The 24,331-nt window shown below is 63.0% G+C and carries 25 protein-coding genes; 13 read left to right on the forward strand and 12 right to left on the reverse strand.

Annotated elements, in window-relative coordinates; genetic code table 11:
• Positions 1-56 precede the first annotated feature (56 nt).
• From GJ698_RS18920 to GJ698_RS18940, 5 genes are all read right to left on the reverse strand, one after another.
• Positions 57-2,087: an alpha/beta hydrolase family protein gene (locus GJ698_RS18920; RefSeq protein WP_154359410.1), complete on the reverse strand. Its 2,031-nt coding sequence runs from the start codon at positions 2,085-2,087 to the stop codon at positions 57-59.
• 72 nt (positions 2,088-2,159) lie between these two features.
• Entirely contained in the window at positions 2,160-4,226 is a 2,067-nt protein-coding gene (locus GJ698_RS18925; protein WP_154359411.1) for a sodium:solute symporter family protein, read from the reverse strand.
• Positions 4,223-4,522 carry a DUF4212 domain-containing protein gene (locus tag GJ698_RS18930; protein WP_229260068.1) on the reverse strand — a complete coding sequence of 100 codons (300 nt, stop codon included), beginning with the start codon at positions 4,520-4,522 and terminating at the stop codon, positions 4,223-4,225. Before GJ698_RS18930 ends, GJ698_RS18925 begins: the two co-directional genes overlap by 4 nt.
• Entirely contained in the window at positions 4,515-6,029 is a 1,515-nt protein-coding gene (locus tag GJ698_RS18935) for a sensor histidine kinase (protein WP_371865377.1), read from the reverse strand. The genes GJ698_RS18930 and GJ698_RS18935 overlap by 8 nt, the downstream gene beginning before the upstream one ends.
• A complete protein-coding gene (locus GJ698_RS18940) occupies positions 6,026-6,736 on the reverse strand; it encodes a response regulator (protein WP_154359412.1) in 711 nt (236 codons plus the stop codon). The genes GJ698_RS18935 and GJ698_RS18940 overlap by 4 nt, the downstream gene beginning before the upstream one ends.
• A 144-nt stretch (positions 6,737-6,880) precedes the next feature.
• Between GJ698_RS18940 and recA the strand changes: the two genes are divergently transcribed.
• The 6 genes from recA to GJ698_RS18970 all read left to right on the forward strand — a co-directional run bounded on the left by recA (position 6,881) and on the right by GJ698_RS18970 (position 12,222).
• The gene (gene recA / locus GJ698_RS18945; RefSeq protein ID WP_154359413.1) at positions 6,881-7,969 is read left to right on the forward strand and encodes a recombinase RecA; all 1,089 of its coding nucleotides are present in this window, start codon (positions 6,881-6,883) and stop codon (positions 7,967-7,969) included.
• A 3-nt stretch (positions 7,970-7,972) separates the two neighbouring features.
• On the forward strand, positions 7,973-8,425 hold the full coding sequence (gene recX / locus GJ698_RS18950) for a recombination regulator RecX (RefSeq protein ID WP_154359414.1): 453 nt from the start codon (positions 7,973-7,975) through the stop codon (positions 8,423-8,425).
• 432 nt (positions 8,426-8,857) lie between these two features.
• On the forward strand, positions 8,858-10,024 hold the full coding sequence (gene sucC, locus GJ698_RS18955) for an ADP-forming succinate--CoA ligase subunit beta (RefSeq protein WP_154359415.1): 1,167 nt from the start codon (positions 8,858-8,860) through the stop codon (positions 10,022-10,024).
• 13 nt (positions 10,025-10,037) lie between these two features.
• Positions 10,038-10,919 carry a succinate--CoA ligase subunit alpha gene (gene sucD / locus GJ698_RS18960; RefSeq protein ID WP_154359416.1) on the forward strand — a complete coding sequence of 294 codons (882 nt, stop codon included), beginning with the start codon at positions 10,038-10,040 and terminating at the stop codon, positions 10,917-10,919.
• A gap of 72 nt (positions 10,920-10,991) precedes the next feature.
• Positions 10,992-11,570: an FHA domain-containing protein gene (locus tag GJ698_RS18965; protein ID WP_154359417.1), complete on the forward strand. Its 579-nt coding sequence runs from the start codon at positions 10,992-10,994 to the stop codon at positions 11,568-11,570.
• 181 nt (positions 11,571-11,751) lie between these two features.
• The gene (locus GJ698_RS18970; protein WP_371865383.1) at positions 11,752-12,222 is read left to right on the forward strand and encodes a pilin; all 471 of its coding nucleotides are present in this window, start codon (positions 11,752-11,754) and stop codon (positions 12,220-12,222) included.
• Positions 12,223-12,274: 52 nt separating this feature from the next.
• Here the strand turns inward: GJ698_RS18970 and GJ698_RS18975 are convergent, their stop codons facing one another.
• From GJ698_RS18975 to moaC, 3 genes are all read right to left on the reverse strand, one after another.
• The gene (locus GJ698_RS18975; RefSeq protein WP_307766661.1) at positions 12,275-12,931 is read right to left on the reverse strand and encodes a flagellar brake protein; all 657 of its coding nucleotides are present in this window, start codon (positions 12,929-12,931) and stop codon (positions 12,275-12,277) included.
• Positions 12,932-13,343: 412 nt separating this feature from the next.
• Positions 13,344-13,550, reverse strand: a complete 207-nt coding sequence (locus GJ698_RS18980) for a hypothetical protein (RefSeq protein ID WP_154359420.1) — start codon at positions 13,548-13,550, stop codon at positions 13,344-13,346.
• 84 nt (positions 13,551-13,634) lie between these two features.
• Complete coding sequence (gene moaC, locus GJ698_RS18985) at positions 13,635-14,120, reverse strand: cyclic pyranopterin monophosphate synthase MoaC (protein WP_154359421.1); 486 nt, start codon at positions 14,118-14,120, stop codon at positions 13,635-13,637.
• 103 nt (positions 14,121-14,223) lie between these two features.
• Between moaC and GJ698_RS18990 the strand changes: the two genes are divergently transcribed.
• A complete protein-coding gene (locus GJ698_RS18990) occupies positions 14,224-15,912 on the forward strand; it encodes a beta-barrel assembly-enhancing protease (RefSeq protein ID WP_154359422.1) in 1,689 nt (562 codons plus the stop codon).
• Here the strand turns inward: GJ698_RS18990 and GJ698_RS18995 are convergent.
• Genes GJ698_RS18995 through GJ698_RS19010 form a run of 4 tightly spaced genes read right to left on the reverse strand, consistent with a single transcriptional unit; the run spans position 15,881 to position 18,070 of the window.
• Positions 15,881-16,471 carry a DUF2946 family protein gene (locus GJ698_RS18995; RefSeq protein WP_154359423.1) on the reverse strand — a complete coding sequence of 197 codons (591 nt, stop codon included), beginning with the start codon at positions 16,469-16,471 and terminating at the stop codon, positions 15,881-15,883. The genes GJ698_RS18990 and GJ698_RS18995 overlap by 32 nt on opposite strands.
• Complete coding sequence (locus tag GJ698_RS19000) at positions 16,464-17,420, reverse strand: YheT family hydrolase (RefSeq protein ID WP_371865378.1); 957 nt, start codon at positions 17,418-17,420, stop codon at positions 16,464-16,466. Before GJ698_RS19000 ends, GJ698_RS18995 begins: the two co-directional genes overlap by 8 nt.
• Positions 17,421-17,428: 8 nt before the next feature.
• Positions 17,429-17,851, reverse strand: a complete 423-nt coding sequence (locus GJ698_RS19005; RefSeq protein WP_154359424.1) for a YybH family protein — start codon at positions 17,849-17,851, stop codon at positions 17,429-17,431.
• A gap of 18 nt (positions 17,852-17,869) precedes the next feature.
• A complete protein-coding gene (locus GJ698_RS19010; RefSeq protein ID WP_154359425.1) occupies positions 17,870-18,070 on the reverse strand; it encodes a zinc-finger domain-containing protein in 201 nt (66 codons plus the stop codon).
• Positions 18,071-18,205: 135 nt separating this feature from the next.
• Between GJ698_RS19010 and GJ698_RS19015 the strand changes: the two genes are divergently transcribed.
• From GJ698_RS19015 to GJ698_RS19040, 6 genes are all read left to right on the forward strand, one after another.
• Positions 18,206-18,952: an AzlC family ABC transporter permease gene (locus tag GJ698_RS19015; protein WP_154359426.1), complete on the forward strand. Its 747-nt coding sequence runs from the start codon at positions 18,206-18,208 to the stop codon at positions 18,950-18,952.
• The gene (locus GJ698_RS19020) at positions 18,945-19,277 is read left to right on the forward strand and encodes an AzlD domain-containing protein (protein ID WP_371865379.1); all 333 of its coding nucleotides are present in this window, start codon (positions 18,945-18,947) and stop codon (positions 19,275-19,277) included. The genes GJ698_RS19015 and GJ698_RS19020 overlap by 8 nt, the downstream gene beginning before the upstream one ends.
• Before the next feature lie 67 nt (positions 19,278-19,344).
• A complete protein-coding gene (locus GJ698_RS19025; protein WP_154359428.1) occupies positions 19,345-20,559 on the forward strand; it encodes a phosphoglycerate kinase in 1,215 nt (404 codons plus the stop codon).
• 169 nt (positions 20,560-20,728) lie between these two features.
• Positions 20,729-22,177, forward strand: a complete 1,449-nt coding sequence (pyk, locus tag GJ698_RS19030; protein ID WP_154359429.1) for a pyruvate kinase — start codon at positions 20,729-20,731, stop codon at positions 22,175-22,177.
• An 81-nt stretch (positions 22,178-22,258) separates the two neighbouring features.
• On the forward strand, positions 22,259-23,323 hold the full coding sequence (fba, locus tag GJ698_RS19035) for a class II fructose-bisphosphate aldolase (RefSeq protein WP_154359430.1): 1,065 nt from the start codon (positions 22,259-22,261) through the stop codon (positions 23,321-23,323).
• 108 nt (positions 23,324-23,431) lie between these two features.
• On the forward strand, positions 23,432-24,328 hold the full coding sequence (locus tag GJ698_RS19040) for a phosphoribosylaminoimidazolesuccinocarboxamide synthase (protein WP_154359431.1): 897 nt from the start codon (positions 23,432-23,434) through the stop codon (positions 24,326-24,328).
• Positions 24,329-24,331: the final 3 nt, after the last annotated feature.

Here is a 24,331-nt window from a genome sequence, read left to right on the forward strand (position 1 = left end):
CATAGCACCAAGTTGTTTAAACCGCCACAACTTAAATGTATATTAATGTTTTTCCCTTAGCGCACGCCGATGTGCTTGTCGAGGAACTGTTCCACCCGGCCCCAGAAATCGATGCGGTTTTTCGGCAGCTTCCAGCCGTGGCCTTCTTCCGCGTACTCGATCCACTCGACGTCGGGATTGGCCTGCCTGACGGCCTGGTAGAACCGGGTGCCGTGCGGCAGCGGCACGCGCATGTCGGCGCCGCCGTAGGCCATCAGCAGCGGCTGCTTCAGTTCGCGGGCGCGCAGCAGCGGCGAGGTGGCTTTCAGCTGCTCCGCATCTTTTTCCTGATCGCCGATCAGCACCGGCATGCCGTAGCGCTTGTAGTCGTCGGTGAAGTCGGAATCGTAGGACCAGGTGCCGGTGTACATCAGGTTGATGTCGCTGACGCCCACCCATTCGACGCCGCACTGGTACAAGTCCGCATCCTTGATCAGGCCCATCAGCGTGGCGTAGCCGCCGTAGCTGGCGCCGGCGATGCAGATGCGCCTGGCGTCGGCGTGGCCCTGGGCGATGGCCCAGCGGGCGCCGTCGGCGATGTCGTCCTGCATCTTCAAGCCCCATTGCTTCCAGCCGGCCCGGTACAGCGTGGCGCCGTAGCCGACGCTGCCGCGATACTCCGGCTCCAGTACCGCGTAGCCGCGCGAGGCCAGGAACTGCGCGTCGGCGTCCCACTCCCACTGGCCGCCGCGCACCCACGGGCCGCCGTGCACCAGCACCACCATCGGCAGGTTCTTGCCGGGGCCTTGCGGCAAGGTCAGCCAGGCGGGAATGGTCATGCCGTCGCGGCTCTTGTAGTGGACCAGTTGCTTGCGCGCCATCCGCTCCGGACGGATGTTGGGATGGGAGGCGCCGACCAGCGACAGCTTGCCGGTCTCGCTGTTGTACAGCATCAGGCGCTTGGGCCAGGTGTCGGAAAAGGCCGTCACCAGCACCCATGGCGCTTGCGGCCGCGCCGGCGGCGTCAGCAGGTTGACCGTGTAGGGCAGCAGCTTGTCGACCTTGTCCTGCATGGCTTTCATGCCGGGATCGAACCAGGTGGTGCTCATGGCGTCGGTCAGGTGGTTGATGCCCAGCAGCTTGTTGTTGCTGATGATCAGACCGCCGCGGAAGTCATAGCCGTCCAGGGCCACCAGCGGCCGCTCGGACAGCTTGCCGCTGGCGACGTTGTAGGTGAACAGCGCCGTTGTGTCCTTGCCGGGCATGGGGCTGATCACGTACAGCGTGCCGTCCGGCCCGAACGCCAGCGGGCGGAAGGCGCCGCCGTCGCCGGTGTAGCGCTCGAAACCGGTCAGCTTGCGCCAGTCCTTGCCGTCCTGCTCGCGGTAATACACGCTGCCGCCGCCGCCCTTGTCCTGGGTGGTGGTCAGGCGCGGCTGGCCCGCGTGGTCGAGCAGCCAGTCGACGCTGTCGCCGGGACGGGAGAGCGGCGTGGACACCCGGCCGTTCATGGTGTTCAGGCGCAGGACGTCGGTGTACAGGTAGTCGCCGTTGCCGGCGAAGATGCGGTCCTCGACATAGATCTCGTCGGAGTCCTGGGCGCCGTCCTGGTCCATCAGATACGTGTGCCACGGCAGCAGCTCGCGTGCGCCCAGCGAAGAGGCGTCGGCGACAAACGGCGCACCGTCGCGCATCGCCAGCTGGCGGAAGGCGGTGCCGTCGCGGTTGATGGCGAACAGGCCCGGCGCGTAGCGCATGTCGCCCTGCGCCAGGTCGCGGTCGGACGCGCTGAAGGCCAGGCGCGCATCGCTGATCCACTGATAGTCGCCGATGTCGGCATCGTTGAAGTTGCCCACCACCTTAATGGCGCTGGTGGCCAGGTCGACCACCCCCAGCATGTCGTGCGGGTTGTTTTTGTTGGCGATCCGCACGGCCAGGTATTTGCCGCTGGGGGACAGGACGGCGCCGCTCAATTCCGGATTGTTGAAGAAGTCGGCGATCGGCGGCAGCGTCTTCACGGCCTCCGCGCCCGAGGCCGGGCTGAGGATGGATGCGCCGGCAACGGCCAGCACGCGCAGGAGGTGGCGCAAAAGATGGCGGGTACGCATAGGTCTCATTATGGTTTTAATAACTTGGAACGATATCACCAAGTTGTTAAATTGGCCAGAAATAAACCTGCGCTAGCGTTGTTCCGGCGCCCGGATGTAATCGACCAGCGCCCCGGTCTGCGGCCCCGGCGCCGGCGTCAGCAGGCTGACGACGATAATCGTCAGCACGCCGGCCGGCACGCCGAAGATGCCGGCCGAAATCGGCGCGATGTGGAACCACTGCGAGGCCGCGCCGCCGCCCAGGATCGGATTGGTATGCAGCATGTAGTACACGCACACCACGAAGCCGGCGATCATGCCGGCGATCGCACCCTGGTGGTTGGCGCGCTTCCAGAACACGCCCAGCACCAGCGCCGGGAACAGCGTCGAGCCGGCCAGCGAGAAGGCCGCGCCCACCAGCGACAGGATGTCGCCCGGCTTGGTCGAGGCGGCGTAGGCGGCGATGAAGGCCACCGCCAGCAACAGCAGCTTGGAAATCGTCACCCGCTTTTGCGTCGAGGCGCTGCGGTCCACCAGCTTGTAATACACGTCGTGCGACAGCGCGTTGGAAATGGCCAGCAGCAGGCCGTCGGCGGTGGACAGCGCGGCGGCCAGGCCGCCGGCCGCCACCAGCCCGGAAATCACATACGGCAGGCCGGCGATTTCCGGCGTGGCCAGCACCAGCACGTCGGCGTCGATGGTGATTTCAGCCAGCTGCACCACGCCGTCGTGGTTGACGTCGTTGATGCTGAACAGCGGATTGAGCTTGTCCACATTGGCCCAGTACGACACCCAGTTGGGCAGGTGGTCGTAGTTGGTGCCGACCAGCGCATTGTAGATGTCGTACTTGACCAGCACCGCCAGCGCCGGAATGGTCAGGTAGATCAGCAGGATGAAGAACAGCGTCCACAGCACCGACACGCGGGTGTCGTGCACCGACGGCGTGGTGTAGGAGCGCATCAGGATGTGCGGCAGCGCGGCGGTGCCCAGCATCAGGCAGAACACCAGCGCCAGGAAGTTGTTGCGCTTGATGTCCGAGGTTTCCGGATCGCCGGGATAGGGCGTGGCGTGCGGCGTGATCGGCTCGGCGCGTTGCAGGTTCTGCTCGCGCGCTTCGGTCCACACGTGTTCGGCTTCGTCGGCGTTCTTCGGATAGGCGACCAGCTCGCGCTCGGCGTTGCGGATGTCCAGCAGCGAGGCGTTGCGCGCCTTGACGCCGTCCAGCTTGCGCTGCGCTTCGATGCGGCCGGTTTCCCACGATGACGGCAGGTTGGCCAGGCGGCGTTCGTAATCGGCGGCGCGCTGGCGGAACACGGCGCGCACTTCGGCTTCCTTCGGATCTTCCTGCAGCACGTGTTCGCGCGCGCTCAGCTTGGGCAACAGCTTGCCGTAGGCGACTTGCGGAATCGGGTTGTCGGTATGCTTGGCCGACAGCCAGATGGCCGGTATCAGGAACGCCACCAGGATGATGATGTACTGCGCCACCTGGGTCCAGGTGATGGCGCGCATGCCGCCGAGGAAGGAGCACACCAGGATGCTGGCCAGGCCGAGGAAAATGCCGACCGAGAAATCGACTCCGGTGAAGCGCGAGGCGATCAGCCCCACCGCGTAGATCTGCGCCACCACGTAGGTGAAGGAGACGATGATGGTGGCGATCACCGCCAGCACGCGCACGGTCTTTGCGCCGAGGCTGCCGGCGTCGGGGTGGTCGGCGCCGCCGTAGCGTTCGGCCAGGAAGTCGGGAATGGTGTACTGCGCGAACTTGCGCAGGTAGGGCGCGATCAGCAGCGCCACCAGGCAGTAGCCGCCGGTCCAGCCCATGATGTAGGCCAGGCCGTCGAAGCCGTGCAGGTACAGGCCGCCGGCCAGGCTGATGAAGCTGGCGGCGGAGATCCAGTCGGCGGCGGTGGCCATGCCGTTGAACATGGCCGGCACGCGGCGTCCGGCCACGTAGTATTCCAGCACGTTGGAGGTGCGGCTGATGACGCCGATCAGCGCGTACAGCACGATGGTGGCGAACATGAACAGGTAGCCGATCCACACGCGCGGCATGCCTTCCTGTTCCAGCGCGGCCAGCGCGATCAGGAAGCCGCCGAAGCCGGCGGTGAACATGGCGTAGTAGCTGCGCAGGCGCTGGAAGAAGGTGCGGGGCGGCTTCAAGCGCGCGGCTCCGGTTGCTGGCGCGCGGCGCGGTCCAGGCGGCGCATGCGCCAGGCGTAGAAGGCGATGATGCCGAGGTAGACCAGCGACGCGCCCTGCGCCGCCAGGTAGAACGACAGTGGCCAGCCGAACACGCTGAGGCCGGCCAGCTCGCGGGCGAAGAAGGCGGCGCAGAAGCCGGTCAGCAGCCATAGCAGGAGCAGCAGCGCGGTCATGCGGCGCGCCTTGTGCCAGTGCTGCGTGCGGGTCAGCGGCGCCATGTCCGGCGGTGCGGCGGGCGGTATCGGTTTATCCATAATATGGCGGCTCGTCGTCCGCCGGCTCTGGCGCCGGCGGCAGCGGGAAGGTCAGTCGGAACAGCGCGCCCGGCAGCTTGGGCTGGGTGGCGCGCGGATTGCTGAAGATGTCGACCTCGGCGCCGTGCTGCTGCGCGATCTCGCGCACGATGGCCAGCCCGAGGCCGCTGCCTTCGGCGGTATTGCCGAGAATCCGGTAGAAACGCTCGAACACGCGCTCGCGCTCGCCCTGGGCGATGCCGGGCCCGGTGTCTTCCACTTCCAGGTAGCCGTGTTCCAGATCGTCGCTGCGCACCCGCACCGTGACGCTGCCGCCGGCCGGCGTGTAGCGCAGCGCGTTGTCGATCAGGTTGGACAGCAGTTCGCGCAGCATGGTCGGATTGCCGGTGATGTGCAGCGGCTGCGGCGGCGCCTCGAAGCCGAGGTCGATGCGGTGCGCGAACGAGGCCTGCACCCAGTCCTGCACTACGTTGCGCGCCACCTCGCCCAGGTCCAGCTGCAGCATGGTGCTGCCGGTCTGCGGCTGGTTCTCGGCGCGCGCCAGGGCCAGCAGCTGGTTCACCAGCCGCGTCGCCGCTTCCGAACTCTTGGCCAGCTGTTCCAGCGAGCGGTGGATTTCGCCGTTGTCGGTCTGGCGCAGGGCCAGCTCGGACTGCATGCGCATGCCGGCCAGCGGCGTGCGCATCTGGTGCGCGGCGTCGGCGATGAAGCGCTTCTGCATGTCGATCGTCAGCGACAGGCGCGACAGCATCTCGTTGAGCGAGCGCACCAGCGGCGTGATCTCTTCCGGCACCTGGTTGGAGGCGATCGGACTCAGGTCTTCCGAACTGCGCGCGCGGATGCGCTCCTGCAGCTGCGCCAGCGGCGACAGGCCGCGCGCCAGGGCAAACCAAACTAAAGCCAGCACAATCGGCAGCACGATGAACTGCGGCAGGATCACGCCCTTGATGATGGCGTTGGCCAGCTGCGCGCGCTTCTCCAGCGTTTCCGCCACCTGCACCAGCGCCAGCTGTGGCTCGCTGCCGTCGCTGCGCTCCATCTGCACGTAGGCGAAGGCGATGCGCACCGGCGTGCCGTGCATGCTGTCGTTGCGGAAGCGCACGCCGCCGGAACTGGTCTTGTCCTCGTCGTCCAGCACCGGCTGCGGCATGTCGCGGTCGCCGTCGATGTGTTCGCCGCGCGGGCCCTGGATCTGGAAGTAGACGTTGTCGATGTCGTCGGCGCGCAGGATGTCGCGCGCCGAGCCGCTCAGGCTCTTGATCAGCTTGCCGTCGACCGAGCGCACCTGTTGCGCCAGCACGGTCACGCTGTCTTCCAGCGCGTGGTCGAAGGGCTGGTTGGCGATCGACTTGGCCACCAGGTAGGTGATGGCGATGCTCATCGGCCACAGCAGCAGCAGCGGCGCCAGCATCCAGTCCAGGATTTCGCCGAACAGGGAATGCTGGATATCCTCGTCCGCGTCGGGCGCGGGCGGCTGATATTCCAGTTCGGCGGATTCCTGGGTCACTTCGGCGTTTCTCCGGCCTCGGCGGTGGCGCGCGCGGCGTCGTTGAATTTCTCCAGGCAGTAACCGAGGCCGCGCACGGTGGCGATGCGCACGCCGCCCAGTTCTATCTTCTTGCGCAGCCGGTGCACATAGACTTCGATGGCGTTGTTGCTGACTTCCTCGCCCCATTCGCACAAATGGTCGACCAGCTGTTCCTTCGACACCAGCCGCCCGGTGCGGGCCAGCAGAATTTCCAGCAGGCCCAGCTCGCGCGCCGACAGATCCAGCATCTGGTCGTTGATGTAGGCGCTGCGGCCGACCTGGTCGTAGCTCAGCGGGCCGTGCTTGATGACGGTGGCGCCGCCGCCGGCGCCGCGCCGGGTCAGGGCGCGCACCCGCGCCTCCAGTTCCGACAGCGCGAACGGTTTGGCCATATAATCGTCGGCGCCCAGGTCGAGGCCGTTGACGCGCTGCTCGATCGAGTCGGCGGCGGTCAGGATCAGCACCGGCAGCAGCGAGGCGCGGGCGCGCAGGCGCCGCAGCACCTCCAGGCCGGACAGCTTGGGCAGGCCCAGGTCCAGGATCAGCAGATCGAATTCCTGGGTCGACAGGGCGGTGTCGGCCTCCTGGCCATTGCGCACGCAATCGATGGCATAGCCGGACTGTCGCAAGGATCGGGTGAGCCCGTCGGCCAGAACGCTGTCGTCTTCGGCAAGTAAAATACGCATGTAAACCACTCCGGTTGCACAAACCCTATTTTGGCGAGTTTTTGTGCAATCTCAAAGAATTTGCGTAAATCCCGCTTGCATTAAGCACTGTTTTTTTATACAGTGCTACCTGTATTGAACAACCTAACTGGCTGAAAGCACATTATGGACGACAAAAAAGGCGTAGTACCTGCATCTGAAAAAGCCAAGGCGCTGGCTGCTGCGCTGGCCCAGATCGAAAAGCAATTCGGTAAAGGCTCCGTCATGCGCATGGACGCCAGTGCGCCGATCGAGGAAGTCCAGGTCGTGTCGACCGGCTCCCTGGGCCTGGACGTGGCGCTGGGCGTCGGCGGCCTGCCGCGCGGCCGCGTGGTGGAAATCTACGGTCCGGAGTCGTCGGGTAAAACCACGCTGACCCTGCAAACCATCGCGGAAATGCAAAAACTGGGCGGCACCTGCGCCTTTATCGACGCCGAGCACGCGCTGGACGTCGGCTATGCCCAAAAATTGGGCGTCAACCTGCACGAACTGCTGATCTCGCAGCCGGACACCGGCGAACAAGCGCTGGAAATCTGCGACGCGCTGGTCCGTTCCGGTTCGGTGGACATGGTGGTGGTCGACTCGGTCGCCGCGCTGACGCCACGCGCCGAGATCGAAGGCGACATGGGCGACTCGCTGCCAGGCCTGCAAGCCCGCCTGATGTCGCAAGCGCTGCGCAAGCTGACCGGTTCGATCAACCGCACCAATACCCTGGTCATCTTCATCAACCAGATCCGCATGAAGATCGGCGTGATGTTCGGTTCGCCGGAAACCACCACCGGCGGTAACGCGCTGAAGTTCTACGCTTCGGTGCGCCTGGACATCCGCCGCACCGGCTCGATCAAGTCGGGCGACGAGGTGATCGGCAACGAAACCAAGGTCAAGGTCGTCAAGAACAAGATCGCGCCGCCGTTCAAGGAAGCGCACTTCGACATCCTGTACGGCGCCGGCACTTCGCGCGAAGGCGAGATCCTGGACCTGGGCGTGGAAGCCAAGATCGTCGAGAAATCGGGTTCGTGGTACAGCTATAACGGCGAACGCGTCGGCCAGGGCAAGGACAATGCGCGCATCTTCCTGCAGGAGCGTCCGGAGCTGGCGTGGGAAATCGAAAACAAGGTGCGCGAATCGCTGGGCGTGCGCGCGCTGCCGCCACTGGCCGTCGACAACACCGTCGTCAAGCTGAAGCCAGCCAAGCCCGAGGCTGACGCTGCCTAAGTGATGCGCCAGCCGCAACTGAGTCTGAAAGCGCGCGCGCTGCGCTTTCTCTCCATGCGCGAGCACAGCCGGCTGGAGCTGGCGCGCAAGCTGTCCAAGTACGCGGAGGAGGGCGACGATCTCGACGCCCTGCTCGACCTGCTGGAAAAGAACAACTGGCTGTCGCAGGAACGCTTCTCCGAATCGCTGATCCACCGCCGTGCCGCCCGGTACGGCAACAGCCGCATCGTCGCCGAGCTGCAAAGCCACGGCGTCAATGGTGACGCGCTGCAGGAACTCAAATCCAATCTCGCCGATACCGAAATCGCGCGCGCCAGCGAAATCTGGCAGCGCAAGTTCGGCATCGTGGCAAACGATCCACAAGAACGACATAAGCAAATCCGCTTTCTGTTGCAGCGCGGCTTCTCCCAACGCACGGTCCAAAAAGTCATCAAAGGCGCGGATCTCGACGAGTGAGTATCCACCCGGTGCGGGGTGTGCTAAACTTTGCGGGTTTTTGCAGCACCGCGGGTGCGGTGGTTGTCCGTAGAAGCTGCGGCAACGTGCATTTTTAGTAAGAGAAAATGCGCCAGGCTGCTAACTAATTAAATGCCGCGAGAGCGGTATCGATCTTATGTCCTTGTTAACTCCAGTTATCCGACGTGCGCTGCGGTCCTCGCGCGCAACCGCTATCCCGGACCGGGATGGTGTGCGGACTATTGGCGGCACCCCTCTGCATCAACCATCGTTTCACTCCCCAGAATTCCAAGCTCTGTGCCTGCTTAGCGGCGCAGCGGCGAAGTTTTACCCGCGCTCTGTGGACAAAGCAGCACCGGGTAGCGCGTAGCAACATTATCTGCTTAATCATTCAACCGATTTATACACATCAGCATCAGAAGGGAAGCCAGCATGAAAATCCATGAGTATCAAGGCAAAGAAATCCTCCGAAAATACGGAGTGACGGTACCGCGCGGCATTCCGTGCCTGACCGTAGAAGAGGCAGTGAAAGCTGCTGAAACCTTGGGCGGCCCAGTCTGGGTTGTGAAAGCACAGATCCACGCCGGTGGCCGTGGCAAAGGCGGCGGCGTGAAAGTGGCCAAGTCGCTGGAACAAGTCAAAGAATACGCTGACCAGATCATGGGCATGCAGCTGGTGACCCACCAGACCGGCCCGGAAGGCCAGAAAGTACGCCGCCTGCTGATCGAAGAAGGCGCGGACATCAAGAAAGAACTGTACGTATCGCTGGTCACCGACCGCGTGACCCAGCGCGTTGTGCTGATGGCCTCGTCGGAAGGCGGCATGGACATCGAAGAAGTTGCCGAGTCCCACCCAGAAAAAATCCACTCGATCGCCATCGATCCAGCGGTCGGCCTGACCGACGCTGACGCCGCTTCCATCGCCGCCAAAATCGGCGTGCCGGAAGGCTCGATCGCCGACGCCGTCACCAACCTGAAAGGCCTGTACAAAGCCTACTGGGAAACCGACGCGTCGCTGGCCGAAATCAACCCGCTGATCGTCACCGGTTCGGGCAAGATCATCGCCCTGGACGCCAAGTTCAACTTCGACGCCAACGCGCTGTTCCGTCAACCGGAAATCGTCGCTTACCGCGATCTGGACGAAGAAGATCCAGCGGAAGTGGAAGCATCGAAATTCGACCTGGCCTACATCTCGCTGGACGGCAACATCGGCTGCCTGGTGAACGGCGCCGGCCTGGCCATGGCCACCATGGACACCATCAAGCTGTTCGGCGGCGAGCCTGCCAACTTCCTGGACGTCGGCGGTGGCGCCACGGCCGAGAAAGTGACCGAAGCCTTCAAGATCATGTTGAAAAACCCAGGCCTGAAAGCCATCCTGGTCAACATCTTCGGCGGCATCATGCGTTGCGACGTGATCGCCGAAGGCGTGATCACCGCATCGAAAGCAGTTTCGCTGCAAGTACCGCTGGTGGTCCGCATGAAGGGCACCAACGAAGACCTGGGCAAGAAAATGCTGGCGGACTCCGGCCTGCCGATCATCGCTGCCGACACCATGGAAGATGCAGCTAAGAGCGTTGTTGCAGCCGCTGCTGGTAAATAATTAAGGAACCGATATGTCTATTCTGATCAACAAAGACACCAAAGTCATCACCCAGGGTATCACCGGTAAAACCGGCCAGTTCCACACCCGCATGTGCCGCGACTACGCGAACGGCAAAAACGCCTTCGTTGCTGGCGTGAACCCGAAGAAAGCCGGCGAAGATTTCGAAGGCATCCCAATTTTCGGTTCGGTGAAAGAAGCTGCCTCGGAAACCGGCGCCACCGTGTCGGTCATCTACGTGCCGCCAGCAGGCGCCGCTGCCGCCATCTGGGAAGCTGTTGAAGCTGAACTGGATCTGGCGATTTGCATCACCGAAGGCATCCCAGTGCGCGACATGATGGAAGTCAAAGACCGCATGGCCAAAGCGGGTTCGAAAACCCTGCTGCTGGGCCCTAACTGCCCAGGTCTGATCACCCCAGACGAAATCAAGATCGGCATCATGCCAGGCCACATCCACAAGAAAGGCCGTATCGGCGTGGTGTCGCGTTCGGGCACCCTGACCTATGAAGCAGTGGGTCAGCTGACCGCACTGGGCCTGGGCCAATCGTCGGCAGTTGGTATCGGCGGCGACCCGATCAACGGTCTGAAGCACATCGACGTGATGCGCATGTTCAACGAAGATCCTGATACCGACGCGGTCATCATGATCGGCGAAATCGGCGGTCCGGACGAAGCCAATGCAGCCCGTTGGATCAAAGACAACATGAAGAAACCGGTGGTTGGCTTCATCGCCGGCGTTACCGCTCCTCCAGGCAAGCGCATGGGCCACGCCGGCGCGCTGATCTCGGGCGGCGCGGACACCGCACAAGCCAAACTGGAAATCATGGAAGCTTGCGGCATCACCGTGACCAAAAACCCATCGGAAATGGCACGCCTGCTGAAAGCAATGCTGTAATTTTCGTCCGCCTAGTTGTGGAATAATAAAGGGGAGCCATCGTGCTCCCCTTTATTTTTGCTGGAGACCAGATTGGCGAAGATCCTCATCGCGCGCGATGGAGCACTAGAGCAGCAAATCCAGTTGAGCAAGGAGCGCATGACGCTGGGCCGTCACCCGCGCAACGACATCGTGCTGACGCATCCGGCCGTCAGCGCCGAGCACGCCGCCATCGTCACCATCCTGGATGATTCCTTCCTGGAAGACCTGCACAGCACCAACGGCACTTTCGTCAACGGCCACCGCATCGGCAAGCATTTCCTGCAGCACCAGGATCTCATCAAGATCGCCAAATTCCAGCTGACGTTTGTGGCGGACGGCATCCGCCCGCTGGCCGCGGCGCAGCCGGTGCTGGCCGAACTGTCCATCCTGAACGGCAGCAACGCCGGCAAGCACGTCGCTCTGACCAAGCCGCAGACCACGCTGGGCCGGGCCGGCGTGCAGGTGGTGGTGATCCATCGGCATCCGCTGTTCTACACCATGACGCATACCGAAGGCGAGGCCGCGCCGCTGCTGAACGGCACGCCGGTGGACAAGCAGAGCGCCGAGCGTCTCAGCGACGGCGATGTTCTCGATCTCAGCGGCACCCAGATGACCTTCCGCGTCGCCTGACAATTTTTGTCAATCGACGCTGTGCTGACAAATTCCGGCGGTCCGGACTGACAAAAAACGGCAGTTTTTGCACTGATTTGCTGAAAATTTGAGCAAAAACAAGCTGGCACACCAATTGCACTAAGGGAGATGTGTCACCCAACAATGCATTCACACCCTGAGGAGCCGTACCATGAAATCGATGAAAATGATGAAGAAACAAGCACAGGCCGGCTTTACCCTGATCGAGCTGATGATCGTGGTTGCCATTATCGGCATCCTGGCCGCTGTCGCGATTCCGCAGTACAGCAACTACACCACCAAAGCCAAAATCGGCAACGCCATGTCGGCAGTTGATCCGTACAAAACCGCTGTCGCACTGTGCATTCAGGAAAATGGCAACTCCGCGACTGGCTGCAGCAGCACTGCAGATAATGGCAAAGGCATTCCAACCGCCTTCACTGCCACCAAAGAAGTCAGCGGTGTTACGGTGACTGACGGTTCGATCGTGGCAACGTTCAATACTGGCGTTGGTAGCGGTGTCGATGGCCAAACCATGACCTTCGCCCCTAATATCGGTGCCACCGGGGTTACCTGGACCATTACCACCAACGTTACCACCAATACCGCTGCCAAAGATGCAATCCTGAAAAACAGCACTGCTGCACCTTAATTCTTCGGCTTCAATCAAAAACCCGGCATTTGCCGGGTTTTTTTTCGTCCGCTCAAACGATCTTCTGGCGGTCGGCGATCAGCGCTTCGTAGGTCAGGTTCTGCAGCATGGTGTAATGGACCGGATCGAGATCGACAAACTGCACGCCGTAGGTGAACACCTCCGGCTTGTCGCTGGCCGCCGGCTTGACCACATTGATATTCCGGATCGTCGCATTCGGATTGACGCGCACCTGCCGGTTGCCCGGCTGCGCGATCAGATAGAACGACAGCCCGACCTGCGCGTCGCCATCCGTCAACTGCTTGGGCGACTCGATCAACGCCCCGGATACGCTCAGGTTCACCAGGAACACCGAGGTGTGGCTGCCGGACGCGGTAGTGATCTGCGCCGGAATATCCACCTTGACCCGCATTGCCGCGCGCAGGCTGGTGCCCTGGATCGACTTCGGGAAAGTCAGGTGCGCATAAAACAGCGGACGCGGGAACACGCGCTGCACCACGCACGAGAACGAACATACGTTCACGCCGGAAAACACCCGGATTGTCAGCTTGTCCCCTTCATTGAGCGCGATCGGCGCATTGTTCTCGAACGGCACCTTGACGATCATGTAATCGTCCTTGACCCAGCCGATCAGGGTGGAGAAGTGCTGAACCGGTTTGATGGTACGGTGCGTGATGAACTGTATCCTGCCGCCTACTTGCAGGTTCATTTGCTCAAACTCGTATTCCTGAGTTTTGGCTTCGCTTGGCGGAGGGTTGCTGCTCATGCAAATCTTTCTATATGCGCAAAACGGCTACGGTGACAACACCGTCAAAAAATTGTTCCTGCGACATTAATTATATGCGCGCTAACGAATTGTGACAATCGAGCAATACAACACATTGCCGATCGGTCATACAGCGGCGGGAGGTGGCGCAACGTTGAAAACGCGGCCATTTTGCAGTTCATACGGGCAACGAAGATTCGTTCCACGAAAATCTTTGCGATTTCGCGTTACGAGCAGATAGCCGGTAATGTTCGCGGCGGCTTGGATAATCGCGTCGGGAAGTGAAATTAGGCGGATGCGAGTCTCTGCAAGCGCTTGAGGGACGCCGTTCAAAGCGTCTATCAGGATATTGCTATCAAATAGCGCTATCTTCTGCCCGCACTTCACGTTGATAATCGAGTGTATCTTCGGGAAAGATGCCTTTCCCCTTCAAAATCCCAAATGCTGCCAGTAGTGCTTTATCCTGTTGTTCCAGCTGTTCTACCGTCAACGGTCGCATGACGGCTTGGACGTGCACAGCATTTGGAAGTAGACATGTCCAATTTGTCTTATCCCGTTTCATGACTGGCTCCTCACATGCAGATGCGAACTGACAGTCTGCGCTTATATTGAAAATGCGCTATGAGCCACCGCATGTGGTTCAGGATTAGCTCGTCGCGCTCCAGTCGCCCGACTTGCCGCCGTGCTTTTCCGTGACGCGGATATCGCTCATGACCATGCCGCGATCAACCGCTTTGCACATATCGTACACAGTCAGCAAGCCGATCTGCACCGCAGTGAGTGCTTCCATCTCCACCCCGGTCTTGCCGTAGGTTTCCACTTGCGCCTTGCAGTGGACGGTGGCGTTGGCTTCGTCGGTTTCGAAGTCCACCGCCACGCGGGTCAGGGCCAGCGGGTGGCACAGGGGGATCAGGTCGCTGGTGCGCTTGGAGGCCATGATGGCGGCGATGCGGGCGATGCCCAGCACGTCGCCTTTCTTGGCGGTGCCGCTCAGGATGATGGCCAGGGTCTCCGGCTTCATGCGGATCGAGCCGCTGGCCAGGGCGATGCGGTGGGTCTCCGCCTTGGCGCCAACGTCCACCATGTGGGCTTGTCCGGTGGCGTCGAAGTGGGTCAGGTGATCGGTAGTCATGGTTGCGGCTTAAAATGATTCATAATGTGGCACTAAGTTTTCGTGCCCAAGTTGCGGGTATCATATCACCGTGAATGCAAAACGTTCCTCTTACTCCGGGCGCATGCGCGCCGTCGCTGCAGCGCTGCTGATGGCCATGCCGATGGCGATGGCGCAGAACGCGCTCGCGCCAGCCAAAATCCCCAACCTCCCTGCGCTCGGCGGCACCGAGAGCCAGGACTTGTCGCCGCTGATGGAGCGCAAGCTGGGCGAGGAGATCATGCGCGACATCCGCCGCGACCGCGATTACCTCGACGACGGCCCCATCCTCGAATACATGAACACCTTCGGCAACGCGCTGGTGGACGCCCGTCCCGGCGCGCGCGGCGAGGCCAAGTACGATTATTTCTTCTTCGTCGTGCGCGATCCGCAGCTGAATGCGTTCGCGCTGCCGGGCGGCTTCATCGCCGTGCACTCGGCGCTGCTGCTGGCGGCAGAAAATGAGTCGCAACTGGCCTCGGTGCTGGGCCACGAGATCGGCCACGTGGTACAGCGCCACATCGCCCGCTCCATCGGCCAACAGAAGCAGGATGCGCTGATTCCGCTGGCGGCCATGATTCTGGCGGCGCTGGCCTCGCGCGCCGGCGGCGATGCGGCCATGGGCGTGTTCCTCGGCGGCCAGGGCATCGCCATCCAGCGGCAGCTGAACTTTGGTCGCGACGCCGAGCGCGAAGCCGACCGCATCGGTTTCCAGATCATGGGCGAGGCTGGCTTCGACACCACCGGCATGGTGGCCTTCTTCCAGCAGATGCAAAATTCCACGCGCAATTACAGCGACCTGGTGCCGGCCTGGCTGCTGACCCACCCGCTGACCACCGAACGCATCGCCGACATCCAGGCGCGCATCCGCGAGCAGCCGTACAAGCAGCGCCAGGACAGCCTGGACTTTTTCCTGGTGCGTTCGCGCGCCCGCGTGTTGCAGGACCAGACCACCAGCGGCTATGCCGAGGCCAGGATGTTCTTCCAGACGCAGATCACGCAGGACAGCTGGCAGCAGAAGGCCGCCGGCCAGTACGGCATGGCGTTCCTGACCATGAAGCAGGGCGACACCGCCGCCGCGCAGAAGTGGCTGGAGCAGGCGCGCGAAACCGTCAACCGGCCGCCGCCGACCGGCGTGTTCGGCGCGTCGCCGCGCAGCAAGGCGGAATCGATTTTTGCCGCGACGTCGATCGAGATCAAGCTGGCGCAGCCGGACAACAAGGAAGTGCTGGCCAAGGCCGTCGAAGAGGCCGACGCGGCGCATCTGAAATTCCCGCTGTCGCGCGGCATCGCCCATCAATACGGCGAGGCGCTGCTGGCGGCCGGCAAGCTGGACGAAGCCGGCGCCTACCTGCGCGACCAGGTGCAGCTGTACCGCGAAGATATCGAGGCCTACGATTTGCTGGCGCAGGTGTATTCCAAGCAGGGCAAGCTGGCCTTGCAGCACATCGCGCTGGCGGAGTCGTACAACCTGCAGGGCGGCGTGATGGCGGCGCTGGACCAGCTGGGCTACGCGCGCAAGGCGCCGGACGCCTCGTTCTACGACCAGTCGCTGATCGATGCGCGCGAGCGCGAGTGGCAGGCGCGCCGCCGCGAGGAAATGGGCGACAAGGGCAAGAAGGATATGGCCAACGCCAGCCCGGCGTTCAAGCTGGAAATGAAGTCGTCCGAGAAGGATGCAAAGGACAACGGCTTCAATACCTACACCAGTCCGTTCGACCGCATCCGCCAGGCCACCGATCCTATGTCGCCGGCGCCGACGTCGGTACGCTGACGTAGCCGAAACGCGCCGCCAGCTGACCGGCGGCGATGCGCTCCACCGCCACGCCGTCCAGGCTCAGCGCGCCTTGCGCGCGGCCGGCTATCCAATCCAGCAGCACCTCATCGGCCACCGGTGCATCGTTCATGCGCAGCCGCGGCAGCACGTGGGTGAAGTCGCGATCGTCCAGCTGCGCGACCACCTCACCGCTGCGCAGCACCAGCGCGCCGGTGTCGGTCAGCAGCGCCGCGTCGAGCGTGCCCAGCGGCGCGCCGGTGTGCAGCAGCCAGCCGGCCGCTGGGTCGGTGCGCACGATGTAGGGCGTGGCTTCCAATTGCACGTAGACGCGCTGCGGCCCGTTCTGGAAATACCAGCAGCCGCGCTCGTCGGCCGCGTAGTTGCGCGTGATGAAGGCGACCAGCGCGGCGTTGGTCAGCTTGTCGCCGGGCAGGTGGAGATGCTGCGCGCGTTCGTCGCGCATGCGCCAGTTGCCGCGCGCGTCGAGCGCCAGCCAGCCGTAGCAGTGCGGCACATTGGGCCATTTGGCCAGTGCCTGTTTGACGATGTCATCCATGTTGCTCCAGGAAGTGGATCAGGCGCTGCGGCAGCCAGCTGATCTGGCCCGGCACGCCGCCGACGGCAAAGCCGACATGGCCGCCGTGCTCAGGATAGTCCAATACCACGCGCGACGACGCACGCTGCGGCAGATGACGGCCCGGCAGGAAGGGATCGTTCTTCGCGTTCAGTACCAGCGTCGGCACGGTGATGTCGTTGAGGACGTGCTTGGCGCTGGCGCGGTTCCAGTAGTCGTCGGTGTCGCGGTAGCCGTGCAGCGGCGCGGTGACCACATTGTCGAAGGCGTACAGGTCGCGCGCCGCATGCAAGGCGTCGAGGTCGAACAGGCCGGGGAACTGCTGTAGTTTGGCTACGCACTTCGGTTTCAGCGTTTGCAGGAACATGCGCGTGTAGACCATGTTCAGGCCGCTCGACAGCGAGGCGCCGCCTTGCGCCAGGTCCAGCGGCGCCGACACGGCGCAGGCCGCGTTGACGAATTCGGCCTGCTGCTGCGATTCGCCTAGCCAGCGCAGCAGCGCATTGCCGCCCAGCGAAACGCCGGTGGCGTAGAACTTGCCGCACTCGCCGGCGGCCGCGCGGCGCGCGTGCAGGCGGCGGATGATCCAGTCGATTTCGGCGGCGTCGCCGGAATGGTAGAAGCGCGGTGCGCGGTTGGCTTCGCCGGAGCAGCCGCGGAAGTGCGGCACCGCGCCGGACCAGCCGCGCGCCTGCACGGCCGCCATCAAGGCGCGCGCGTAGTGGCTGTCGGACGAGCCCTCCAGGCCGTGGAACAGCACCACGAAGGGCTGGCCCGGCTGGCCGTCGACAAAATCGACATCGATGAAATCACCGTCCGGCGCATCCCAGCGCTCGCGGCGGAAGCGCACCGGCGGCTTGCGGATGGCCAGCGCCGGATAAATGGTTTGCAGGTGGCCGCTGGGCAGCCAGAATGGTGCGGTGTACTTCACGGCCGGAATTAATGCAGGATCTGGCTGTGGGTATCCATCGGCGCCGGGCCGGGCGCCATCGAAACATGGTGCAGCACGATGCGCCAGCCTTTCGGCGTTTTCGCGTACACATTGGTGGCGACCAGGTGCGCCGGATCGCCGCTGGCGGCGGTGATGCCTTCGATCACCGTGTGGACCGAACTCATCAGCGTATGCGTCTCGTGCAGCTGCGACGGCAGGATGTGCAGCCCGCCGTGCTCCAGGATTGCGGCCCAGGAGGCGCGGATCGCCGCGTGGCCGATCAGCCGCACGCCGCCCGGATGCACGCAGACGATCTCGTCGTCGTCCGCCCACAGGGCCATCAAAGCTTCCAGGTCGGCGCGGTTGAGGGCGTCGTAAAAGGCCGCTTCGGTTTCAGCGGCGCTGCCGTTGTGGGTTTTCTTGGATGGCATGGGGGCGGCCGGGCGGGATCAGTGGTGGCCGACCACGGTGCCTGGCTTCAGGCTGTAGGCGGTGCCGCAGTACGGGCACTTGGCCACGCCGTGGGCGTCGAATTCCAGGAACACGCGCGGATGGGACGACCACAGCGGCATGGCTGGGTTGGGGCAGTGGGCCGGCAGATCCTTGCCATCGAGTTCAACTGCATTGGCGGCGGTGTTTGGGTTGGTCATTTCTTGTGGCTCCGGATGGCTAAGAGAAAAGCACGATTTTAACGGATTCGCGCATCCAGCAAAAATCGTCGGTAAAATAGCGCCTCTACAACCCCGGTCCAGCCCGCCATGTGGCAGGAATGCCACAACCATCCCATGACTGAATCGAGCAGCACCGCCCCGGCGCCATGCGTCGCGGCCCACCACGAACCCTCCTGGCGCGAAGGCGTCAAGACCGGCATGCCCTCGCTGTTTGGCATCGGCGCCTGGGGCCTGGTGGTCGGCATCGCCATGGTCAAGTCCGGCCTGACCATCCCGCAGGCGCTGGGCATGACGCTGGTGGTGTTTGCCGGTTCGGCCCAGCTGGCCGCGTTGCCGCTGATCGCCGCCGACGCGCCGGTCTGGGTGATTTTCCTGACCGCGCTGGTGGTCAACCTGCGTTTTGTGATCTTTTCCGCGCTGCTGGCGCCGCACTTCGCCCACCTGCCGTGGCGCCAGCGCCTGACGCTGGGCTATGTGTCGGGCGACATGACGGTGGCGCTGTTCCTGCAAAAATACCCGTCGGCGGCGCCGCAGGTTGGCAAGCTGTCCTACCTGAAGGGCTTGCTGTATCCGAACTGGGCCTCGTGGCAGATCGGTTCGATCGCCGGCATCTTCCTCGGCAGCGCCGTGCCGCCGGAATGGAACCTGAGTTTTGCCGGCACGCTGGCCATCATCTGCGTGATGATCCCGCTGATGGTGGGCCGGCCGGCGCTGTGCGGCGTGCTGGTGGCGGGCGCGGTGTCGGTGCTGGCGCACGGCCTGCCGTACAAGCTGGGCCTGCTGACGGCGGTGCTGGTCGGCATGCTGAGCGCCATGGTGATTGAGGAAACCGCCGAGAAATGGAGAAGCAAGCGTGGCTGACTGGGAAATCTGGCTGGTGATCGGGGTGCTGGCGCTGGCCACCGCCACCACGCGCAGCGCGTTCTGGCTGATCGGCCACCACATCACCATTCCCAAGCGGGTGCAGGAAATGCTGCGCTATGCGCCGGCCTGCGCGCTGGCGGCCATCGTGGCGCCGGACCTGATACTGGCGGCGGACGGCCAACCAGTGCTGGACGCCAGCAATCTGAAACTGGTGTCCGGTATTGTCGCGACGATTTATTATTTGCTGCGGCGCAATATGTTGGAAACCATCGTCTTCGGCATGGTGTTCTTCACGGTGTTAAGGCTGATTTCTGTAACTTAATAACAGAAAAATCACGTTCGGCTTGCGGTAAAATAGCGCTCTTCCAACAACTCGACCTTGGGTAGCCATGTCCGCTGTTCTGAACTTCATCCGTCTGCAAGACCTCATCGATCAAAACGCACTGCAGGGCAAACGCGTTTTCATCCGCGCCGACCTGAACGTGCCGCAGGATGATGCCGGCAATATCACCGAAGATACCCGCATCCGCGCGTCGGTTCCAGCGATTAAGGCGGCCGTTGCCGCTGGCGCCAAGGTCATGGTCACGTCCCACCTGGGCCGTCCGACCGAAGGCGAGTTCAAGCCGGAAGACAGCCTGGCGCCGGTCGCCAAGCGCCTGTCCGAGCTGCTGGGTCAGCCGGTCGAGCTGAAGCAGAACTGGGTGGACGGCGCCGGCCTGGAAGGTCTGCAAGCCGGCCAGGTGGTGCTGCTGGAAAACGTCCGCGTCAACAAGGGCGAGAAAAAGAACAGCGACGAACTGGCGCAAAAAATGGCTGCTTTGTGCGACATCTACGTCAATGACGCCTTCGGCACCGCCCACCGCGCGGAAGCCTCGACGCACGGCATCGCCAAGTTCGCGCCGGTCGCGGCCGCCGGCCCGCTGCTGGCAGCCGAGCTGGACGCGCTGGGCAAGGCGCTGGGCGCGCCGGCCCGCCCGCTGCTGGCGATTGTCGCCGGCTCGAAAGTGTCCTCCAAGCTGTCGATCCTGAAGGCGCTGGCCGACAAGGTCGACAACCTGATCGTCGGCGGCGGCATCGCCAACACCTTCATGAAGGCGGTCGGCCTGAACATCGGCAAGTCGCTGGTCGAGAACGACCTGGTCGACGAAGCCAAGGCCATCATCGACATCATGGCCAAGCGCGGCGCCCAGGTGCCGATTCCGGTCGACGTGGTGTGCGCCAAGGAGTTCTCGCCCACCGCCGCGGCCACCGTCAAGGACGTCAAGGACGTGGCCGACGACGACATGATCCTGGATATCGGTCCGAAGACCGCCGCCCAGCTGGCCGCGCAGATCGCTGCCGCCGGCACCGTGGTGTGGAACGGCCCGGTCGGCGTGTTCGAGTTCGACCAGTTCGGCGAAGGCACCAAGACGCTGGCGCTGGCCATCGCCCAGTCCAAGGCGTTTTCGATCGCCGGCGGCGGCGACACGCTGGCGGCGATTGCCAAGTACAACATCAGCGAGCAGGTGGGCTATATTTCCACCGGCGGCGGCGCTTTCCTGGAGTTCCTGGAAGGTAAGGTGCTGCCGGCGGTCGAGATCCTGACCCAGCGCGCTGCGAAGTAAGTAAATAGCACGGTCGTGCTTTGTAGCAAATTAACAGTAGAATCCAGGTAATGCCTTGGGAGAGCATCAAATTTGTAGCAAACCTACAGATTTGATGTTCAAACCACAATAAACCCTGGTTTCCGCGCCGCGCGGGAACTGTTCGCATGACCTACCGCTAAGGAATACTATGTCTCGTAGCACCAAAATTGTCGCCACGATCGGCCCAGCTTCTACCGACTTCAACGTACTGGTCAAAATGATACGTGCCGGTGTGGATGTCGTACGCCTGAATTTCTCGCACGGCAAGGCGCAGGACCACATCGACCGCGCCCGCCTGGTGCGCGAAGCCGCCGCCGAATGTGGCCGCGAAGTGGCGATCATGGCGGACATGCAGGGACCGAAAATCCGCGTCGGCAAGTTTGAGAGCGGCAAGATCGAACTGGCCAAGGGCGACAAGTTCATCCTCGACGCCAAGTGGGGCGAGAACGGCGAACTGGGCAACCAGGAGCGCGTCGGCCTCGACTACAAGGCGCTGCCGCAGGACGTGCGTCCGGACGACCAGCTGCTGCTGAACGACGGCCTGATCGTGCTGGTGGTGGAAAAAGTGGTGGGCAGCGAGATTTATACCGTGGTCAAGATCGGCGGCGAGCTGTCCAACAACAAGGGCATCAACCGCCTGGGCGGCGGCCTGACGGCGCCGGCGCTGACCGCCAAGGACATGGAAGACATCAAGACGGCCATGAGCTTCCAGGCCGACTATCTGGCGATTTCCTTCCCGAAAAGCGCCACCGACATGGAAATGGCGCGCCAACTGGCCAACATCGCCGGCGAGCCGTTCGGCCACAAGCCGATGATGATCGCCAAGATCGAGCGCGCTGAAGCGATCCCGCTGCTGCAGGAGATCCTCGACGCCTCGGACGGCATCATGGTGGCGCGTGGCGACCTGGCCGTGGAAGTGGGCAACGCCGCCGTGCCGGCGCTGCAGAAGCGCATGATCCGCATGGCGCGCGAGTCGAACAAGCTGGCGATCACCGCGACCCAGATGATGGAGTCGATGATCTTCAACGCCGTGCCGACCCGTGCCGAAGTCTCGGACGTGGCCAACGCCGTGCTGGACGGCACCGACGCCGTGATGACGTCGGCCGAGACCGCATCGGGCCGCTATCCGATCGAAACCGTGGAAATGATGGCCGCCATTTGCGTGGAAGCCGAGCAGTCCGAGTACAACAAGCTGGACGCCGACTTCCTCAACGCCACCTTCACCCGCATCGACCAGTCGATCGCCTACGGCGCGCTGTTCACCGCGCACCACCTGGCGGTGAAGGCCATCGTGGCGCTGACCGAGTCCGGTTCGACCGCGCTGTGGATGAGCCGTCACAACATCGATACGCCGATTTACGCGCTGACGCCAAGCACCACCACCTTGCGCAAGGCGGCGCTGTATCGCAACGTGAAGGCATACAATTTGCTTCAACAAGGCGACAGCGCCGCGGTGCTGAAACAGGCCGAAGATCTGCTGGTCGAGCACGGCATCGTCAAGAAGGGCGACCTGATCGTCATGACCTGGGGCGAGCCGATGGGCCAGGTCGGCGGCACCAATGCGCTGAAGATCGTCAAGGTCGGCGAATTTAGTTAATCAAGTCCGGCAGTGCTGCCCTCGCAGGTATGACGAGGGCATGGCTCCGGCAACCAGTTTTTTATTGTTTGGAGATTTACCATGTCCCTCGTATCCATGCGTCAACTGCTGGACCATGCTGCTGAAAACGGCTATGGCATCCCTGCGTTCAACGTCAACAATCTGGAACAAGTGCAGGCCATCATGGCTGCCGCCGATGCGCTGAACGCACCGGTCATCATGCAAGCCTCGGCCGGCGCCCGCAAGTACGCCGGTGAAGCCTTCCTGCGTCACCTGATCGACGCCGCCATCGAAGCCTACCCGCACATCCCGGTCGTCATGCACCAGGACCACGGCCAGTCGCCGGCGGTCTGCATGGCCGCCATCCGTTCGGGCTTCAGCTCGGTGATGATGGACGGTTCGCTGGAAGCCGACGGCAAGTCGGTCGCTTCCTACGAATACAACGTCGACGTGTCGAAAGAAGTGGTCAAGTTCTCGCACGCCATCGGCGTCACGGTGGAAGCCGAACTGGGCGTGCTCGGTTCGCTGGAAACCATGAAGGGCGACAAGGAAGACGGCCACGGCGCCGACGGCACCATGACCCGCGAACAGCTGCTGACCGACGTGGCCCAGGCCGCCGACTTCGTGCAGCGCACCCAGTGCGACGCGCTGGCGATCGCCATCGGCACCTCGCACGGCGCCTACAAGTTCACCCGCAAGCCGACCGGCGACATCCTGGCCATCGACCGCATCAAGGAAATCCACGCGCGCATCCCGAACACCCACCTGGTGATGCACGGTTCGTCGTCGGTGCCGCAGGAACTGCTGGCCATCATCCGCGAATTCGGCGGCGACATGAAGGAAACCTACGGCGTGCCGGTGGAAGAAATCCAGGAAGGCATCCGTCACGGCGTGCGCAAGATCAACATCGACACCGACATCCGCCTGGCGATGACGGCCGCAACCCGTAAATTCCTGTTCGAGAACCCTTCGAAGTTCGACCCGCGCGACTTCCTGAAGCCGGCCCGCGCCGCCGCCGAACAAATCGTTCGCGCCCGTTTCCAGGCCTTCGGCTGCGAAGGCCAGGCTTCGAAAATCAAGGCAATTCCGCTGGAAAAAATGGCGGAGCGCTACAAAGCCGGCGAGCTGGCCCAGATTGTGAAGTAAAATTCTGTTTTGGAACGGATTGGACCTCGCGCCCAGTCCGACTCTTTCGACCGGCGATCGAGCATTCCTCCATCGCCGGTTTTTGCTTTTTCATTACATTCCCCTGCTATGAACAGCCTCTACCAGTCTTCCATCAAGTCCCTGCCACTCCTCGGCCACGGCAAAGTCCGCGACAACTACGCTGTCGGCGATGACAAAATCCTCATCGTCACCTCCGACCGCCTGTCGGCTTTCGATGTTGTCATGAATGAACCGATTCCCGGCAAGGGCAAGGTGCTGAACCAGATGACCGACTTCTGGTTCGAGAAACTGGGCCACATCGTGCCGAACCACCTGACCGGCGTGGCGCCGGAATCGGTGGTCGCCGCCGACGAAGTGGAGCAGGTCCAGGGCCGCGCCGTGGTCGCCAAGCGCCTGAAGCCGATCATGGTGGAAGCCGTGGTGCGCGGCTACATCATCGGCTCGGGCTGGAAAGACTACCAGGCCACCGGTTCGATCTGCGGCATCCAGCTGCCGGCAGGCCTGAAGCAGGCGGAAAAACTGCCGCAACCGATCTTCACGCCGGCGGCCAAGGCCGACCTCGGCGAGCACGACGAAAACATCAGCTTCGAGGAAATGGAAAGCCGCATCGGCGCCGAACTGGCCGCCAAAATGCGCGATGTCGCCATCAAGCTGTACACCGAAGCCTCCGAATACGCCGCTTCGCGCGGCATCATCATCGCCGACACCAAGTTCGAATTCGGCCTGGACGACAACGGCGTCATGCACCTGATGGACGAAGTGCTGACCGCCGACTCGTCGCGCTTCTGGCCCGCCGATTCGTATGCGACCGGCATCTCGCCGCCGTCGTTCGACAAGCAGTTCGTGCGCGACTACCTGGAAACGCTGACCGACTGGGGCAAGACCGCACCGGCGCCAGCGCTGCCGGCCGACGTCATCAACAAGACCCAGGCCAAGTATTTCGAAGCCATCGAACGCCTGACCGGCGAAAAGCTGAAGGCCTGAGCG

The sequence above is a fragment of the Duganella aquatilis genome, from assembly GCF_009674565.1.
GTDB classification, from domain to species: Bacteria; Pseudomonadota; Gammaproteobacteria; order Burkholderiales; family Burkholderiaceae_D; genus Rugamonas; species Rugamonas aquatilis.